Below are 15,565 nucleotides of genomic sequence, written 5' to 3'. Positions count from 1 at the left end.
GTCCGGTTGACCACCAAGCGCCGGCCCCCCATCACTCCCCATCGTTCGCGCCATCCGGTTCACTGCCCATCAGGCGCGAGCGAATAAGTGGTGATCGCTCACAGATCAGCAAAGCAAACCTGCACTCCTCCTTCAGTCCCCGGGTTGTGTGAACCCCGTCACCTTGCCCCTTGCCAATTGAGAGGATGATGGCGCTCAGGCAGAAACGTCTTTCTCGCCAGCTATTTCAACAAGTTGAGGTTTGTATGCCTGACAGCAATGCGGTCGCTCACCCGTTCGATGCCAAGAAGATCAATGTCAACGATCCCTATGAGATGAAGCAGTGGGTCAAAATGTTCGAGTGCACCGAAGTCCAGCTGAAGCGGGCAGTCAAGGCAGTCGGCACCTCAGGCAAGGCGATCCGAAAACACCTCAAAAAGTGAGGGCACAACCCCGTCACAAACCCGGCCCCGCTTGCGGGGCTTTTCTCATCTTGGCCTTTACGTGAGCCATCCCCGTCCCTGTTTGGCGGCGCACATACCGCCATTCAACCGCTCATAACCGGACTGTGCAGCCAGACCAGCGCCGGCCGCCGTCCGACAGCTTGTGACCGGCCAGCGCCATCCGGCCCTTCGCATCCCGGTATCCCTGCCTATAATGCGGGCTCAAACACACAGAGAGGATTAATCCATGGGCTTTATCACCTGGATCGTATTGGGACTGTTGGTGGGTATTCTGGCGAAGTGGATCATGCCGGGTCGCGACGGCGGTGGCTTCTTTATGACTGCCCTGCTGGGGATTGTCGGCGCCATGGTTGGCGGCTATGTGGGTACCCTGCTGGGGCTGGGCTCGGTGACCGGTTTCAATATCCCGAGCATCGCGCTGGCGACCGTGGGCGCCCTTATCGTCCTGTTTGTCTTCAACAAGATCCGCAGCTGACCCCCAACGCCATCTATGTGTAGATAAACAGGGCACCGCGAGGTGCCCTCTCTTTTTTTATCGCCCTCACGATATTGCCAGCGGCAAGATCAGCCTCACCAGCAAGCCCCCCAGCTGGGTCGCTGGCAGCAACACAACTTCGCCGTGGTGGTAGTGGGCGATATCGCGCACCAGCGCCAGACCAAGCCCTGCTCCCGGCTGTTCGCTGCCCTGCTCGAGGCGCTGAAACGGCTGCCAGACCCGCTCTGCCAGCTCGGGGGCAATGCCGGGGCCGCTATCCTCTACCTCCAGCCAGATCTGCCCTTTGCTTCGCACCACCCGCGCCGTCACCGTGCCGTGGGGCGGGGTGTATTTGATGGCGTTGTCGAGCAGGTTGGCACACAGCTCCCCGAGCAGCAGCGGCTCCCCCGCCACCATGATGGCGGACTCCTCCCCCTCGTAACCGAGATCGATCCCCTTGCTGCGCGCCTGCGCCAACCGTGACAGACAGGCCTGCTGCACCAGCGCCGTCAACTCGATGGGCTCACGCTGGCGCAGCCCGGAACACTCGTCCGATTTGAGCCGAGCCAGCAGCAGGAGCCGCTCGGTCAGGGCGATGGTGTGATCGAGCCGCACGGCCATGGCATCGAGACTTTCGCTCATCAGGGCCGGATCGCCACTGCCGCGCGCCACCTCAACCTGGGTTTTCAGAATGGTGAGCGGGGTGCGCAGCTGGTGGGCGGCATCGGCGCTAAAGCGCTCCTGCCGGGCCACCAGCTGGCGCAATCGGGTCAGCTGGCGGTTGAACGCCTGCACCAGCGGCCGGGTCTCCTGCCAGGGAAGCAGATCCGGCAAGGGGGCGAGCGTGGCGGCATCGCGGCGCAGGATCTCCCACGACAAACGGCGCATCGGGGTGAGCAGCCGCTTGAGCAACAGATAAGCAAGCAGCAGGGTGAGCACCACCAGCGCCCCCTGGGTCAGCACTGCCGACCAGAGCAACTGCTGTGCCAGTTGCTGGCGGCCGAGCAGGGTTTCCGCCACCGTGATGCGGGCCATGCCGGTGACGCCCCCCTCGCCCACCGGTTGCAGCAGCATCACGGCGCGAATTGGCGCCTCCTGATAGAGGCCGTCGTAGAAGTAGGCGAGTGCCGGATAGCGGTCGGTCAGGGGCGTGCCAACCGGCATGGGGGGCAGATCGTCAAAACCGGAGATGACCCCATCGTCGATGCCGCGCACCTGATAGAAGAGGCGATCGCGCATGTTGCGCTCGAAGCTGTCGAGCACCACATAGGGCACATCCACCTTGAGGATGCCATCGCTTGCCGTCAGCCGCTCGGCGACGGTGCGGGCCGAGGCGAGCAGGGTGCGATCATAGGCCGAGGTGGCCGCCGCCAGCGCGCCGTAGTAGCTGTACCAGGCCGAGGCGGCCCAGAGGATCAGCAGGGGGCCGCCCAGAAACAGCAGCAGCTGATTGAGCAGGGAGCGACTAATGGGAGGCCTCCGGCGCCGCTTCCAGCAGATAGCCCAGCCCGCGCAGGGTGGTGATCACCACTCCGCTGCCCACCAGCTTTTTGCGCAGCCGGTGGATATAGAGATCGATGCTGTCGAGCCCCGCCTCGTCATCGAGGTTGAACACCTGCTCGAACAGCTGCCCCTTGGCGACGGGGCGCCCGTGGCGGTACATCAGCGCCGTCAGCAGCGCCTGTTCGCGCGGAGTCAGGGCCAGCCGGGTATCGGCCAGCAGAAAATAGCCGTCGGGGTGCAGGGTCAGGCGCCCCAGCCGCAGCTCGGCACCACCGCTTTCGCTGCGCCGCAGCAGGGCCCGCAGCCGGGCATCCAGCTCCCCCAGATCAAACGGCTTGGCCAGATAGTCATCGGCACCGGCATTGAGGCCGCAGATCCGCTCCTCCACCGCGCCGCGGGCGGTAAGCAGCAGCACCGGCAACCCCTGCCCCCGACTGCGCAACCGGCCGAGTACCGCCAGCCCGTCGAGCTTGGGCATCTCGATATCGAGCACCGCCAGCGCGTATTCTTCGTGGCGCAGCAGGTGATCGGCCCGGGCGCCGTCAGCCACCCAATCCACTGCGAAACCGGCGCTGGTGAGCGCCCGCGACAACCAGTGGGCCAGTTCGTGATTGTCTTCTGCCAACAGCAAGCGCATCCCTATCCCCTTGTTCTTAACGACGGCGTGCAACCACAGTGCTGCAACTGCATCCATTCACTTTGCCTGAGTGGAACAAGGTGCGATCACGGTCACACTCCCGCCAATTGGTCAGCGATTGAAAGGTGAATGAAAGGTTGTTGTTTTAACAATTTCGCATCACTTCGTCCATCGACGGAGTCACACCGAGAAAAAACAACGACAAGATGGAGCACACAACCATGAAGCAATGCACACGTCATGCCCTCGCCCTGCTGACCCTGCTCGGCGCCCTGCCGCTGCAGGCGGCCGAGAGTGTCACCGCCCCGAGCCGTACCGAATGCATCGCACCGGCCAAACCGGGTGGTGGTTTCGATCTCACCTGCAAGTTGCTGCAGGTGAGCCTGCAGGAGACCGGCACCATCGACAAACCGATGCGGGTCACCTATATGCCGGGCGGGGTCGGCGCCGTGGCCTACAACGCCATCGTGGCGCAGCGCCCTGCCGAAGCGGGGACTGTGGTCGCCTTCTCCGGTGGATCCCTGCTCAACCTCTCCCAGGGGAAATTTGGCCGTTACGGGGTGGATGATGTGCGCTGGCTGGCGGCGGTGGGTACCGACTACGGCATGATCGCGGTGCGCCATGATGCCCCCTATCAGAACCTCAAGGATCTGGTAAATGCCATGGCAAACGACCCCAACAGCGTGGTCATCGGGGCGGGAGCCTCCATCGGCAGTCAGGACTGGATGAAGACGGCGCTGCTGGCCAAACAGGCCGGAGTTGACCCCCACAAGATGCGCTACGTCGCCTTTGAAGGGGGCGGCGAGCCGGTCACTGCACTGCTGGGCAACCATGTGCAGGCAGTCTCCGGCGATCTGAGCGAGATGGTGCCCTATATCGGTGGCGACAAGCTGCGGGTGCTGGCGGTGTTCGCCAAAGAGCGGCTGCCCGGCAAGCTGGCCACCATTCCTACCGCCAAAGAGCAGGGTTATGATCTGGAGTGGCCGGTGATCCGCGGCTTCTATGTCGGCCCCAAGGTGAGCGACAGCGAATACCAGTGGTGGAAGCAGACTTTCGATCAGCTGGTGAAGACCGACACCTTCAAGGCGCAGCGGGATCTGCGCGGCCTGTTCGAGTTTGACCTGACCGGGGATGCCCTCGACAGCTACGTCAAGACCCAGGTGGCGCAATATCGCGAGCAGGCCAAGGCCTTCGGTCTGGCCAAATAGGAGCCGCAGCCATGAGCGATCGCATCTTTGCCGCCATCTGGCTGCTGCTCTGTCTGGCGGGGGCCTCCCTCGCCTGGCAGTACCAGAGCGAATACAGCTATGAGCCGCTGGGGCCACGCCCCTTTCCGCTCGGGATCCTCGGTCTGATGGCACTCTGTGCCCTGCTCCTGCTGCGCCGCCAGCCGGACACCGTCAGCTGGCCGCCGCTGCGTACCCTGCGCCACCTCGCCATCATGGTGGCAGCGCTGGCCGGTTACGGCGCCAGCTTCGAGTGGCTGGGCTTTCCGCTGGCTACCGCCCTGCTCACCTTTGTGCTGGGGCGCCTGTTTGGCGCCTCGGCCAAAGCCGCCCTGCTCTCCGGCATCGTCGGCGGGCTGGTGCTCTATTTCGCCTTTGACAGGCTGCTGGATGTCACCCTGCCCCTCGGCATCTGGTTCTCTTAAGGAGTCAATATGGATACCTGGATGTACCTCTCCCAGGGCTTTGCGGTGGCACTCACCCCGGAGAATCTGGTGATTGCCCTCATCGGCTGCTTTGTCGGCACCGTGGTCGGTCTGCTGCCGGGTCTTGGCCCCATCAACGGCGTCGCCATCCTGTTGCCGCTGGCCTTTGCCCTGAAACTGCCTCCCGAATCGGCGCTCATTCTGCTCGCCACCGTCTATATCGGTTGCGAGTATGGCGGGCGGATCTCCTCGATCCTGCTCAACGTACCGGGAGATGCCGCTGCCATCATGACCGCGCTGGATGGCTACCCCATGGCCCAGCAGGGCAAGGCGGGCGTGGCCCTCTCCATCTCGGCGGTCAGCTCCTTTGTCGGCTCCATGCTCGCCATCGGCGGGATTATCCTGTTCGCTCCGGCGCTGGCGCGCTGGTCACTGGCCTTCGGCCCGGCAGAGTATTTCGCCCTGATGGTGTTCGCCATCGCTTGCCTTGGCAGCATGATGAGCCAGAACCCGCTCAAATCCTTTATGGCGGCGCTGATTGGGCTCGGGCTCGCCACCGTCGGGGTGGATGCCAACACCGGCATCTATCGCTTCACCTTCGACAGCGTCCACCTCTCGGACGGGGTGCAGTTTATCGTGGTGGTGATTGGTCTCTTCTCGGTGAGCGAGATCCTGCTGATGCTGGAGCACACCAGCAGTGGCGGCAAGCTGGTGCGCACCACCGGGCGGATGCTGTTCAACTTCAAGGAGCTGGTCTATTGCACCGGCACCATGCTGCGATCCTCCACCATCGGCTTCTTCGTCGGCATTCTGCCCGGCGCCGGTGCCACCATCGCCAGCGCCATCACCTACATGAGCGAGAAACGGCTGGCGGGGCCCAATGCCAAATTCGGCGAAGGGGATATTCGCGGTGTGGCCGCGCCAGAGGCGGCCAACAATGCCTCCGCCTGTGGCTCCTTTATCCCCATGCTGACCCTGGGGGTGCCGGGGTCGGGCACCACGGCGGTCATGATGGGGGCGCTGACCCTTTACAACATCACCCCGGGCCCCACCATGTTCACCGAACAGCCCGATGTGGTGTGGGGGTTGATCGCCGCCCTCTTGCTGGCCAACGTCATGCTGCTGGTGATGAACATCCCCATGGTGGGCATTTTCACCCGCATGCTCTCCATCCCGCTCTGGTTTCTGGTGCCCGCCATCGCCAGCGTCTCGGCGGTGGGAGTCTATGCGGTGCACAGCACCACCTTCGACCTGCTGCTGATGGTTGGCCTAGGGGTCTTTGGCTACCTGCTGCGCAAGATGCACTTCCCCATGTCACCGCTCATTCTGGGCTTCGTGCTGGGTGAAATGCTGGAGCAGAACCTGCGCCGCGCCCTCTCCATCAGCAATGGCGATACCGCCATCCTGTGGAGCAGCAGCATCAGCCAGACCCTGCTGGTGCTGGCGATCGTGGTGATCGCCCTACCCCCGCTGGTGCGCCTGCTGCGCCGCCGCAAAGCCGATCCGCAGATCCCGGACGCCCGCCCGGAGCAGGGAGCCTGATCCCCTCTGAACAGAAAGAGGCGCGCCAGCAAACTGGAGTGCCGTTAACGAACAAGGGCCCCACACAGTGGGGCCCTTGTTTATGAATGGCGTGTTGATGCCATCCCGCGATTCAAGTCAATAGGTCACTGCGCATCCGGCTGGTTGACGGGGGCTGCCTTGATAAAGGCTTGCAACTGTTCACAGTTGGCGACGATGCGGCGGATGGTGGGGTAATCGTCAAGGGTCATGTCGTAGCGGCGGGCGTTGTAGACCTGGGGCACCAGCATGCAGTCGGCCAGGGTCACTTCGTTGCCGACGCAGTAGACACCGGCGGTGGTCATCAACAGCTGTTCGAGGGCGGTGAAGGTCTCGTCAATCCAGTGGCGATACCAGCGAGCCTCCTGCTCGTTGTTAGCCCTGAAGTGCTCTTCCAGATAGTTGAGCACCCGCAGATTGTTGAGCGGGTGAATATCGCAGGCGATCATGTTGACGATCTGGCGCACTCGGGCCCGCGCGTCGGGGGAAGAGGGCATCAGGGAGTAGGCTGGATAGGTCTCGTCAAGGTACTCCATGATGGCGACCGACTGACCGATCTGCACATCGCCATCCACCAGAAACGGCACCAGCCCTTGGGGGTTGATCCGGCGATAGGCCTTCTCGCTCTGCTCGCCTTGCCGCAAATTGATGGGATGCTGCTCGTAGGCGAGCCCCTTGAGCTGCAACACGATCCGCACCCGAAAACTTGCCGACGAACGCCAATAGCCAAACAACTGCAACATAATCTGTCCCTGCATCTTATCTGGGCCTGAAGCCCGGCAGGTGCTCGCCACCTGCCTCCGTGTGTATCCGGCACCGGTTGAGCACTCGTCGTGATCCGGACATATCCCGAATATCCTTGCCGCCAACCGGCGCTGGTCATCAACCTCCCTGACCGCTCGCTGGCACCACCTGTTGAGAGATGGTGCCAAACAGGTTTTGGCCAGAGCGATCCTCCATCGCGATCGACACTCTATCACCAAACTGCAAATAGGGGGTTATAGCTTGATCACAATCAAGAATTTCCAGCATGCGGCGCTCGGCGATGCAGGATGAACCGGCGCTGCGATCGTAGTTGGAGACAGTGCCCGAGCCGATGATGCAGCCAGCGCCAAGGGGACGGGTCTTGGCGGCATGGGCAATCAGTTCGAAGAAGTTGAAGGTCATGTCCACCCCGGCTTCGGGCGCACCGAACAGCGCACCGTTGAGGTGAGTCAGAAGCGGCAGATGGACTTTGCCATCGCGCCAGTCATCGCCGAGCTCGTCCGGGGTGATGGCCACCGGCGAGAAGGCGCTAGACGGTTTGGATTGGAAGAAACCAAAGCCCTTGGCAAGCTCCCCCGGAATGAGGTTGCGCAGGCTCACGTCATTGACCAGCATCAGCAGCTTGACGTGGCTGGCGGCCCCCTGCGGGCTCACCCCCATCGGCACATCGTCGGTGATGATGGCTACCTCCGACTCGAAATCGATCCCCCACTCTTCCGAACCCATCACAATCGGCCCACGGGGAGCCAAAAAGCTGTCGGAGCCCCCCTGATACATCAGCGGATCGTGCCAGAAGCTCTCGGGCATCTCGGCGCCGCGCGCCTTGCGCACCAGCTCCACATGGTTGACGTAGGCGCTGCCATCGGCCCACTGATAGGCGCGCGGCAGCGGAGAGAGGCAAGACGCTTCGTCAAAGAGGAACGCCTCGGCCACGCGGCCCTCGTTAAGCTGCTGATAGACAGCCTCAAGCCTGGGGGCAACCTCGGCCCACTCGTCGAGGGCGGCCTGCAAAGTCGGGGCAATCTCGCTCACCCGCACCGCACGGGTCAGATCCTGGCTCACCACCACCAAAGCGCCATCGCGCTTGCCATTGTTCAATGTTGCCAATTTCATAAACGATTCCTTATTTGCCGGCAGCCGCGTCCGGGCGCTGCCAGCTGGAGACATACCGGGTGTTCTCGATCCCTTCGCACAGACTGCCGACGTTCAGCGCATCGCGGGTATCGAGCATCACCGCCACCTCGTCGGTGAATTTCTTGGCATAGGCCTGCCCTGCCGCAAACGCCTTGGGATGGGGGCCGTGGGTGAAACCGGCAGGGTGGAAGGTGACCATGCCCCGCTCGATATTGTCGCGACTAAAGAAGTCCCCGGCGTGGTAAAAGAGCACTTCGTCATAATCGTCATTGCTGTGGTAGAAGGGCACCTTGAGGGCACCAGGGTCGCTCTCGATGGGGCGCGGCACGAAGGTACAGATCACGAAGCGGCTCGCCACAAAGGTCGAATGAGCCGACGGCGGCAGATGGTAGCGATGGCTCATCAGCGGGCGGATATCCCGCCAGTTTAGGCGCACCACGCACAAATCCCCGTGCCACCCTTGTGCATCCAGCGGGTTGAACGGCCAGGTGATGACCGACACCTGATCGTGGCGCTTCACCTGCAGCGACCAGGGATTCTCATCCTGCTGGGCCAAAAAGCGCTCGTTGATGGCGGGCACATCGAGCGCCGCCGGGTCGAAGATGGCGTGATTGCCCACCAGCCCCTTATCCGGCAGCTGGTAGCTGTCGTTGGTCGCCTCGATCATCAGGATGAACAGGGGCGCCGTCGGCTCGATGCGCCACATGGTGCCGCGGGGGATCACCACGTAGTCGCCATCGCGCAGAGTAAGGTGGCCGTAGTCGCAGAAGAACTCGCCGCCCCCCTCGTGGATAAAGAGCAGCTCGTCACCGTCGGCGTTGCGCACCAGAAACGGCATCGCCTCGGAGAGCCGCCAGATGCGATAGCGGCAGTGGGGGTTGCTGAGAATGTCGGGAGCCACCCAAGGGGAGAGGGAACTCACCTCCTCTTGCAGGGCATTAAGGTCAAACAACCGTGGCCGCAGCGGCCCCTCCCAACTGCTCCAGTCGGTAGGGGCATGCTTGTGGTGCATGTGGGTGGCGGGGCCGAAAAAGCCGCTGCGCCCCAGCTCGCGCTCATAGATGGCCTGTTCGGGCAGATCTGCATGGGCCTGTCGGGAGTGGGTCCCCTCCCGATGGGGGAAGTTAATCCAGTTACGCATCGCTCGCTCCCTCTTTGCGGGCACCCTTCTCATCCTCGGTGCCATCCAGCACGCCGCGGCGGATCTGGTCCAGCTCGATCGATTCAAACAGCGCCTTGAAATTGCCCTCGCCAAACCCTTCGTTGCCCTTGCGCTGGATGATCTCGAAGAAAACCGGGCCAATCACGGTATCGGTAAAGATCTGCAGCAGGATGCCGTCCTTGGTGGGGGAGCCGTCGATGAGGATGCGCAGCTCTTTGAGGGCCGCCAGATCCTCCTGATGCCCCTCGACCCGGTTGTTCACCTTCTCGTAGTAGGTATCCGGGGTTGGCATAAAACCGGTACCGCGGCTGCGCAGGGTGCGGATGGTGTGGTAGATATCGCTGGAGGCCATGGCGATGTGCTGGATCCCCTCCCCCTTGTACTGACGCAGGTACTCCTCAATCTGGGACTTGTCATCCGCCGACTCGTTGATGGGGATGCGGATCTTGCCGCAGGGAGCGGTCATGGCGCGTGAATGCAGCCCGGTCAGCTTGCCCTCGATATCGAAGTAGCGAATTTCGCGGAAGTTGCCGATCCGCTCATAGAAGTTGGACCAGACATCCATATTGCCGCGATGGACGTTGTGGGTCAGGTGATCGATCTCCATAAGACCGGCATCTACCTCTGCCATCCGGGACTGCCAGTCGGGGTAGAAGACAAAATCCACGTCATAGATGGAGCCCTTGTCGCCATAACGGTCGACAAAGGAGAGAGTACTCTCGCCGATACCGTAGATGGCGGGAATATTGAGCTCCATGGGGCCAATCTTGCCGACAAAGGGCTTGGCCCCCTTGGCTATGGCGAACTGCTGGGCCTTGCCCGCATCGCTCACTCGAAATGCCATGCCGCAAACGCTCGGCCCGTGCAGGCTGGCAAACTGCTCCGCCTGGGAGTGAGGCTCGGCATTGACCACAAAGTTGATATCCCCCTGCCGGTAGAGCCAGCACTGCTTGTGTTTGTGCTTGGCGACCTCGGCAAACCCGAGCGAAACAAACAGGCTCTTGAGGGCGGCAATCCCCTTGGCATCGGGGGCCGTGTACTCGACAAACTCGAAACCGTCTGTGCCTAACGGATTGATGGTATGGGTGGCGGAAGAGGTGGCATTCATCGGGCGCTCCTTGCTCTTGATTCGGTTAAAACGGATTGCGGCACCCAGCGGCGCGGCAAGTGTTAACAACTTGTTTCATTAGAAGCAGGGCGTAGCAGGAAGAGAAGAGGCGAGATGCAGATAGTTTTTCGCAGCTGGCAGCAAAGAATGTAAATGGATTGTGACATTCAAGCCGCAGCCTTGCGGATCAAACGGTAATGACCCGCAGGGCTGTCAGCTTTGCCTTACAGTTGCCAGTTTTTAACCATCAGATGGGGCAAGCAGGCCCGGGCCTTTTGCAGTCGCACAGGCGTCGAATTGATCAGCCACGCCTCTTTCCCCAACCCCAGCAGTGGCAGATCGTGCAGGCTGTCGCTCAAGGCCAGCTCGGCATTGAGGGCGCAAATCTCCGGCAGCAGCTTGTGCTGGCCGTGGCAATAGAAGCGCGGCATCAGGCCGCCAAAACGGTAGTGCATCTGCGAGCCAATGATCCGGTGGGGCAACTGGCCGGGCAGTTGCTGATAGAGCTGGGCTCGCACCAGTGCGCAGGGACTGGCGGAGATCACCCAGCAGCGCGCCCCCTCGCTTTGCAGCAATTCGCGAGCCTGACGATACAGCCCCGGCCTGGTGCGGCAATAGGCACGCACCAGCTTGCGCCAGCCGAGGGGAGAGAGCCAAAGCGTGATGGCCCACCAGATCAGGGAGATACCGCGCCGCCGCTGGCTGGGCAGCAAATAGACCAAACCACCGAGCGCGATTACTGGCAACAGCAACAACGGCCAGATCCGTCGGCGCAGGATATAGCGCAGCAGACCGGCGTGGCTGTCGCCGGGGGCCAGGGTGTCGTCAAAGTCGGCCAGGATCCAGCGCGGCGCACGTCCGTCAGGATCACGCTCTTTCGCTGAATGAATCATGGTGTCAGGTGCTGGGCGCATCAGCATCAGGGCGCAAGGGCTGCGATGGCGGCCATGAGCTCGGGGGTGACAAATTCACTCCCCACATCGGGCGGGCAGACAAAATCGAACGGCTCGCCCGCCAGCTTAAAACTCAATCGCCAGGCGTGCAGATAGCCGCGATCGGCTGGCGTACCGCCATAGCGCTCATCCCCGAGAATGGGGGCACCGATACTTTTGAGGGCAACCCGGATCTGGTGGGTTTTGCCGGTCTGGGGCTTGACGCGATAGAGCCGCAGCCCTTCGCGCACCGACACCGAATCGAACCAGCTGATGGCAGGATTATCCAGCGTGCGCGCCAGCAGCCAGCTGCCGCCACGCCCCTTTTGCATATCCCCTTTCACCCAACCCTGCTTCTTCTTCGGTTTACGATCGGAGAGCGCCAGATACTGCTTGCTCACCTCACGGGCCGCAAAAGCCATGCTCAGCTCACGGTTCGCCTCTGTGGTGCGGGCCAGCAGCACCAGCCCGGAGGTCATCTTGTCGAGCCGGTGCACCGGATAGAGGGTGAGCCCGGTATCGGCTTTCACGCGATTGACCAGTCCCGGATTGACCGACTCCCCGTCGCCCTTCTCGTCGTGCATGCCTATGCCGGGCTGCTTGTCGATAACCAGGAAAGCGGGATGCTCAAACAATATCCGGTACATAAAACCTCGGGAACTGGGGAATAAGGCTCACAGCCAACGACTGGCGGCGCTCGGGAGTGCTGCATTCTCCCTGCTCGGGCACTATTTGGCAAACCGGGCGGGCAGAGGATAAAGATAAAAAATGGCCCCGCCTGCAACAGGCGGAGCCATTTTCGCTCATATTGGCAGGTCAACCCTTACACATTGCGCGGGCGCAGGTGGGCGTGCCAGCGCGCTTCCCACTTTTTGAACAGCCAGACGATGACAAAGGTGAGCAGCATATAGAGCAGCCCTGCGGTCAAAAAGGCCTCGAACGGACTGTAGTAGCGAGAGTTGATGATCCGCGCCGCGCCGGTCAGATCGACGATGGTGATGATGCCCGCCACCGCCGAGCCTTGCAGCATGAAGATCACCTCGTTGCTGTAAGCCGGCAGTGCCCGACGAAACGAGTTGGGCAAAATGATCCGGGTCAGGGTCTGCCAGCGGGTCATGCCAAAGGCGTTGGCTGCCTCAATCTGGCCGCGCGGCATGTTGTGCACCGCCCCGCGCACGATCTCGGCGGTATAGGCGGCGGTATTGAGGGTGAAAGCCAGCAGCGCACAGAACCAGGCTTCGGAGAAGAGCGACCAGGCGGCACTGTTCTTCAGCCACTCCCACTGGGCGGCGCCGTAGTAGATGATAAAGAGCTGCACTAGCAGCGGGGTGCCGCGAAAGAAGTAGATATAGGCCCAGATCGGCCCCTTGATCAGCCAGTTGCGGCTGTTGCGCAGAATGCCCATGGGCACCGCCAGCATCAACCCAAGGATCAGAGAGAGGGCCACCAGCCAGACGGTGGTATAGAGCCCCTCCCAGTAGGTGGGCCACTCTTTGAGAATGATTGAGAAATCCATGGCTTACCTCGTCTTGATGGCGTAATGACGCTCGGCCCACTTGAGCGCCGAGGTGGAGACTGCGGTGAAGATCAGGAAGATCAACGCCACCGCCATGTAGAAGGTGAAGGGTTGCTGGGTCGAGCCCGCCGCCAGCGAGGCTTTGCGCACCATGTCATCAAGGCCGATGATGGAGACCAGCGCGGTGGTTTTCAGCAGCACCAGCCAGTTGTTGCCAAACCCGGGCAGAGCGTGGCGCATCATCTGGGGGAAGAGGATCCGCACAAACACCTGGGTAGCCCGCATGCCAAAAGCCCGTGCGGCCTCCAGCTCACCTTTGTCCACCGCCAGAATGGCGCCGCGAAAGGTCTCGGTCATGTAGGCGCCGAAGATAAAACCGATGGTCGCGACACCGGCCACAAAGGGGCTGATGTCGATATAGTCCGGAAGCAGGGAGACCCACTCCTGATTGGGATTGCTCTCCAGTAACCAGCTGTTGTAAGTCTCGTTGACCCAGGTGCAGATGCCGTTAATCAGCACCTGGCCGCCAAAGAAGAGCAGCATCATCAGCACCAGATCGGGGATACCGCGAATAATGGTGGTGTAGCCGGTGGCGATGGCCCGGGCCCACTTGTAGGGAGAGAGTTTGGCCAGCGCCCCCAGCATCCCCAGCAGCAACGCCAGCAGCAGGGAGGCCAGCGCCACTTCCAGGGTGACCCAGGCGCCCTCCAGCAGCGAGGCTTCGTATCCTTTCAAATCAAACATATGCAGCTCCATCGCCACTGAATCTTCACGCACCTGCTAACCAGAAGGCTCCATAGCAGTCCGAATGAAATATGTGCAGCTCCATTGCAATCAATGCGGGCCCGTAAACTCCCTCAGGGAGGTGACGGGCCCGATGACTACTGACGGGATCAACCTGTCGTTACTTGCCGTAGACGTCTTTGGACTTACTCGCCGTAAACGCCTCTTTGTTTTACTCTCCGTAAACGTCGAACTCGAAGTACTTGTCGTTGATTTCCTTGTACTTGCCGTTGGCACGCAGCGCCAGAATGGCGGCGTTGAATTTCTCTTTCAGATCCTTGTCAGCCTTGCGCACCGCAATACCGGCACCCTCGCCAAACCACTTGGGATCGGTCAGTTTCGGGCCGACGAATTCGAAGGCATCACCCCCCTCTTTCTTCAACAGACCGTCGGTGATGGCGGCAGAGTCGGCCAGCACATAGTCCACACGACCGGATTTCAGATCGAGATAAGCTTCATCGGCCGTGCCGTAACGCTTGATGGTGGCGTTGGGGAAGTTGTCGGTAATAAAGGTATCCATGGAAGTCGCACGCTGCACCGCGACGGACTTGCCTTCCATAAAGGCTTTGTCGAGCTGCACATCAGTGCCCTTCTTGGCGGCAAAGCGGGCCGGAATGTGCTGGTACTTCTGGGTGAAGTCCACCTTCTTCTTGCGCTCTTCTGTGATGTCCATGGTGGCGATGATGGCGTCAAACTTGCGTGACAGCAGCGCCGGAATGATGCCGTCCCAGTCCTGCTTGACCAGGGTGCACTTCACTTTCATCTCTTCGCACAGGGCGTTGGCGATGTCGATATCAAAGCCTTTCACCTCGCCACTGGGCTCGGTCCAGGAGAAGGGGGGATAGGCACCCTCAACCCCGATCCGGACCTCTTTCCACTCCTTGGCCATCAGGCTACCAGACGCGAGGGCAGTAACTACGGCTGTCGCCAGCATCAGCTTGTTCATGTATCTCTCCTTGATAAAACAGTTGATTGGGTAACCAGGCATCCCGCCATCAGTAGATGGAGGAGATGAATTGCTTGAACCGCTCGGATTTGGGATGGGCGAAAATCTCCTTGGGGTTGCCCTCCTCTTCCACCCGCCCCTGATGCAGAAACATCACCTTGTTCGACACATCCCGGGCAAACGACATCTCGTGGGTCACCACCAGCATGGTACGCCCCTCTTCGGCCAGCTCGCGCATCAGGCCGAGCACCTCTCCCACCAGCTCGGGATCCAGCGCCGAGGTGGGTTCATCGAACAGCATCACCTCGGGCTCTACCGCCAGCGCACGGGCAATGGCGGCTCGCTGCTGCTGACCACCGGAGAGGTGGCCGGGATAGTAGTCACGCCGCTCCCAGAGTCCAACCCGGTTGAGCAGTTGCTCTGCCTTGGCCAATGCTTCGGCGCGAGGCACCTTGAGCACCTGGATTGGCACTTCGATGATGTTCTGCATGATGGTCATGTGTGACCAGAGATTGAAACTTTGAAACACCATGGCCAGTCGGCTGCGGATCCGCTCCACCTGACGCATATCCTCGGGCAACCGCTCGCCGGCGCGGCTGGTTTTCATCCGGATCAGCTCGCCATGGAGCGAGACGGTGCCGGATGAGGGGGTTTCAAGCAGATTGATACAGCGAAGAAAGGTCGACTTCCCCGAGCCGGAGGAGCCGATAAGGGAGATCACATCCCCCTTGTGGGCGGTCATGTCGATGCCCTTGAGCACTTCGTGGGTGCCAAAATATTTGTGCAGATCACGTACTTCCAGTGCGGCAACGTCGCTCATCCATTACAACCTTGTCTGTCCCTAGACGCCGCAGGGGGCGTGACTCAACCATCATCTATTTAACAAAAAGTTAACCGATGGCAACCTTCAGCGAAAATATCACCCAGATAGTGAAAAAACAATACAGAAC

Annotated in this window: 17 protein-coding genes; 5 read left to right on the top strand and 12 right to left on the bottom strand. The window is 61.2% G+C overall.

The annotated features are described in order from the left end of the window. Nucleotides 1-245 precede the first annotated feature (245 nt). Together I6L34_RS19290 and I6L34_RS19285 are read left to right on the top strand one after the other, a co-directional pair. Entirely contained in the window at nt 246-422 is a 177-nt protein-coding gene (locus I6L34_RS19290; protein WP_021229425.1) for a DUF3606 domain-containing protein, read from the top strand. Between the two features lie 247 nt (nt 423-669). Next, nucleotides 670-918 (top strand): GlsB/YeaQ/YmgE family stress response membrane protein, encoded by a 249-nt coding sequence (locus tag I6L34_RS19285; protein WP_005359720.1) that lies wholly within the window; start codon nt 670-672, stop codon nt 916-918. Nucleotides 919-984: 66 nt separating this feature from the next. On the opposite strand, the gene I6L34_RS19280 is transcribed toward I6L34_RS19285, so the two are convergent. Together I6L34_RS19280 and tctD are read right to left on the bottom strand one after the other, a co-directional pair. Beyond that, nucleotides 985-2,292, bottom strand: coding sequence for a sensor histidine kinase (locus I6L34_RS19280; RefSeq protein ID WP_254202982.1), 1,308 nt, complete (start codon nt 2,290-2,292; stop codon nt 985-987). Between the two features lie 91 nt (nt 2,293-2,383). Then, entirely contained in the window at nt 2,384-3,058 is a 675-nt protein-coding gene (gene tctD, locus I6L34_RS19275) for a transcriptional regulator TctD (protein WP_216956957.1), read from the bottom strand. Between the two features lie 221 nt (nt 3,059-3,279). On the opposite strand from tctD, the gene I6L34_RS19270 reads away from it, so the two are divergent. From I6L34_RS19270 to I6L34_RS19260, 3 genes are read left to right on the top strand one after another with little or no spacing between them, the layout of a single operon-like run. Beyond that, nucleotides 3,280-4,266 carry a tripartite tricarboxylate transporter substrate binding protein gene (locus I6L34_RS19270; protein ID WP_216955181.1) on the top strand — a complete coding sequence of 329 codons (987 nt, stop codon included), beginning with the start codon at nt 3,280-3,282 and terminating at the stop codon, nt 4,264-4,266. Between the two features lie 11 nt (nt 4,267-4,277). Then, nucleotides 4,278-4,709: a tripartite tricarboxylate transporter TctB family protein gene (locus I6L34_RS19265; protein WP_216955180.1), complete on the top strand. Its 432-nt coding sequence runs from the start codon at nt 4,278-4,280 to the stop codon at nt 4,707-4,709. Nucleotides 4,710-4,718: 9 nt separating this feature from the next. Next, nucleotides 4,719-6,251, top strand: coding sequence for a tripartite tricarboxylate transporter permease (locus I6L34_RS19260; protein ID WP_216955179.1), 1,533 nt, complete (start codon nt 4,719-4,721; stop codon nt 6,249-6,251). Between the two features lie 125 nt (nt 6,252-6,376). Here I6L34_RS19260 and maiA read toward each other — a convergent pair whose 3' ends face one another. The 10 genes from maiA to I6L34_RS19210 form a co-directional block, all read right to left on the bottom strand. After that, nucleotides 6,377-7,012 carry a maleylacetoacetate isomerase gene (gene maiA, locus I6L34_RS19255; RefSeq protein ID WP_043819356.1) on the bottom strand — a complete coding sequence of 212 codons (636 nt, stop codon included), beginning with the start codon at nt 7,010-7,012 and terminating at the stop codon, nt 6,377-6,379. 139 nt (nt 7,013-7,151) lie between these two features. Continuing rightward, nucleotides 7,152-8,147 carry a fumarylacetoacetate hydrolase family protein gene (locus I6L34_RS19250; protein WP_216955178.1) on the bottom strand — a complete coding sequence of 332 codons (996 nt, stop codon included), beginning with the start codon at nt 8,145-8,147 and terminating at the stop codon, nt 7,152-7,154. A gap of 10 nt (nt 8,148-8,157) precedes the next feature. Then, nucleotides 8,158-9,309 (bottom strand): homogentisate 1,2-dioxygenase, encoded by a 1,152-nt coding sequence (locus I6L34_RS19245; RefSeq protein ID WP_075112729.1) that lies wholly within the window; start codon nt 9,307-9,309, stop codon nt 8,158-8,160. Further along, entirely contained in the window at nt 9,302-10,438 is a 1,137-nt protein-coding gene (gene hppD / locus I6L34_RS19240; protein WP_216955177.1) for a 4-hydroxyphenylpyruvate dioxygenase, read from the bottom strand. Before hppD ends, I6L34_RS19245 begins: the two co-directional genes overlap by 8 nt. Nucleotides 10,439-10,662: 224 nt before the next feature. Continuing rightward, entirely contained in the window at nt 10,663-11,331 is a 669-nt protein-coding gene (locus I6L34_RS19235) for an HAD family hydrolase (RefSeq protein ID WP_216955176.1), read from the bottom strand. 26 nt (nt 11,332-11,357) lie between these two features. After that, nucleotides 11,358-12,017, bottom strand: a complete 660-nt coding sequence (locus I6L34_RS19230) for a TIGR01621 family pseudouridine synthase (protein WP_216955175.1) — start codon at nt 12,015-12,017, stop codon at nt 11,358-11,360. Between the two features lie 176 nt (nt 12,018-12,193). Further along, a complete protein-coding gene (locus I6L34_RS19225) occupies nt 12,194-12,886 on the bottom strand; it encodes an ABC transporter permease (protein ID WP_005337302.1) in 693 nt (230 codons plus the stop codon). 3 nt (nt 12,887-12,889) lie between these two features. Then, nucleotides 12,890-13,630, bottom strand: coding sequence for an ABC transporter permease (locus I6L34_RS19220; RefSeq protein ID WP_005352911.1), 741 nt, complete (start codon nt 13,628-13,630; stop codon nt 12,890-12,892). A gap of 211 nt (nt 13,631-13,841) precedes the next feature. Beyond that, nucleotides 13,842-14,615, bottom strand: coding sequence for an ABC transporter substrate-binding protein (locus I6L34_RS19215; protein WP_005337307.1), 774 nt, complete (start codon nt 14,613-14,615; stop codon nt 13,842-13,844). A gap of 49 nt (nt 14,616-14,664) precedes the next feature. Further along, a complete protein-coding gene (locus I6L34_RS19210) occupies nt 14,665-15,435 on the bottom strand; it encodes an ABC transporter ATP-binding protein (RefSeq protein ID WP_005337310.1) in 771 nt (256 codons plus the stop codon). Nucleotides 15,436-15,565 lie beyond the last annotated feature (130 nt).

It is taken from the genome of Aeromonas sp. FDAARGOS 1404 (assembly GCF_019047085.1).
GTDB lineage: Bacteria > Pseudomonadota > Gammaproteobacteria > Enterobacterales > Aeromonadaceae > Aeromonas > Aeromonas veronii.
The sequence above is the reverse complement of the archived record's forward strand: the minus strand, read 5'-3'. Positions and strand labels throughout refer to the sequence as shown.

What these genes read in the sequence shown, in the direction of transcription:
- I6L34_RS19290 (WP_021229425.1), top strand. Translation starts at nt 246, where the DNA reads ATGCCTGACAGCAATGCGGTCGCTCACCCGTTCGATGCCAAGAAGATC.
- I6L34_RS19285 (WP_005359720.1), top strand. Translation starts at nt 670, where the DNA reads ATGGGCTTTATCACCTGGATCGTATTGGGACTGTTGGTGGGTATTCTG.
- tctD (WP_216956957.1), bottom strand. Translation starts at nt 3,058, where the DNA reads ATGCGCTTGCTGTTGGCAGAAGACAATCACGAACTGGCCCACTGGTTG.
- I6L34_RS19270 (WP_216955181.1), top strand. Translation starts at nt 3,280, where the DNA reads ATGAAGCAATGCACACGTCATGCCCTCGCCCTGCTGACCCTGCTCGGC.
- I6L34_RS19265 (WP_216955180.1), top strand. Translation starts at nt 4,278, where the DNA reads ATGAGCGATCGCATCTTTGCCGCCATCTGGCTGCTGCTCTGTCTGGCG.
- I6L34_RS19260 (WP_216955179.1), top strand. Translation starts at nt 4,719, where the DNA reads ATGGATACCTGGATGTACCTCTCCCAGGGCTTTGCGGTGGCACTCACC.
- maiA (WP_043819356.1), bottom strand. Translation starts at nt 7,012, where the DNA reads ATGTTGCAGTTGTTTGGCTATTGGCGTTCGTCGGCAAGTTTTCGGGTG.
- I6L34_RS19250 (WP_216955178.1), bottom strand. Translation starts at nt 8,147, where the DNA reads ATGAAATTGGCAACATTGAACAATGGCAAGCGCGATGGCGCTTTGGTG.
- I6L34_RS19245 (WP_075112729.1), bottom strand. Translation starts at nt 9,309, where the DNA reads ATGCGTAACTGGATTAACTTCCCCCATCGGGAGGGGACCCACTCCCGA.
- hppD (WP_216955177.1), bottom strand. Translation starts at nt 10,438, where the DNA reads ATGAATGCCACCTCTTCCGCCACCCATACCATCAATCCGTTAGGCACA.
- I6L34_RS19235 (WP_216955176.1), bottom strand. Translation starts at nt 11,331, where the DNA reads ATGATTCATTCAGCGAAAGAGCGTGATCCTGACGGACGTGCGCCGCGC.
- I6L34_RS19230 (WP_216955175.1), bottom strand. Translation starts at nt 12,017, where the DNA reads ATGTACCGGATATTGTTTGAGCATCCCGCTTTCCTGGTTATCGACAAG.
- I6L34_RS19225 (WP_005337302.1), bottom strand. Translation starts at nt 12,886, where the DNA reads ATGGATTTCTCAATCATTCTCAAAGAGTGGCCCACCTACTGGGAGGGG.
- I6L34_RS19220 (WP_005352911.1), bottom strand. Translation starts at nt 13,630, where the DNA reads ATGTTTGATTTGAAAGGATACGAAGCCTCGCTGCTGGAGGGCGCCTGG.
- I6L34_RS19215 (WP_005337307.1), bottom strand. Translation starts at nt 14,615, where the DNA reads ATGAACAAGCTGATGCTGGCGACAGCCGTAGTTACTGCCCTCGCGTCT.
- I6L34_RS19210 (WP_005337310.1), bottom strand. Translation starts at nt 15,435, where the DNA reads ATGAGCGACGTTGCCGCACTGGAAGTACGTGATCTGCACAAATATTTT.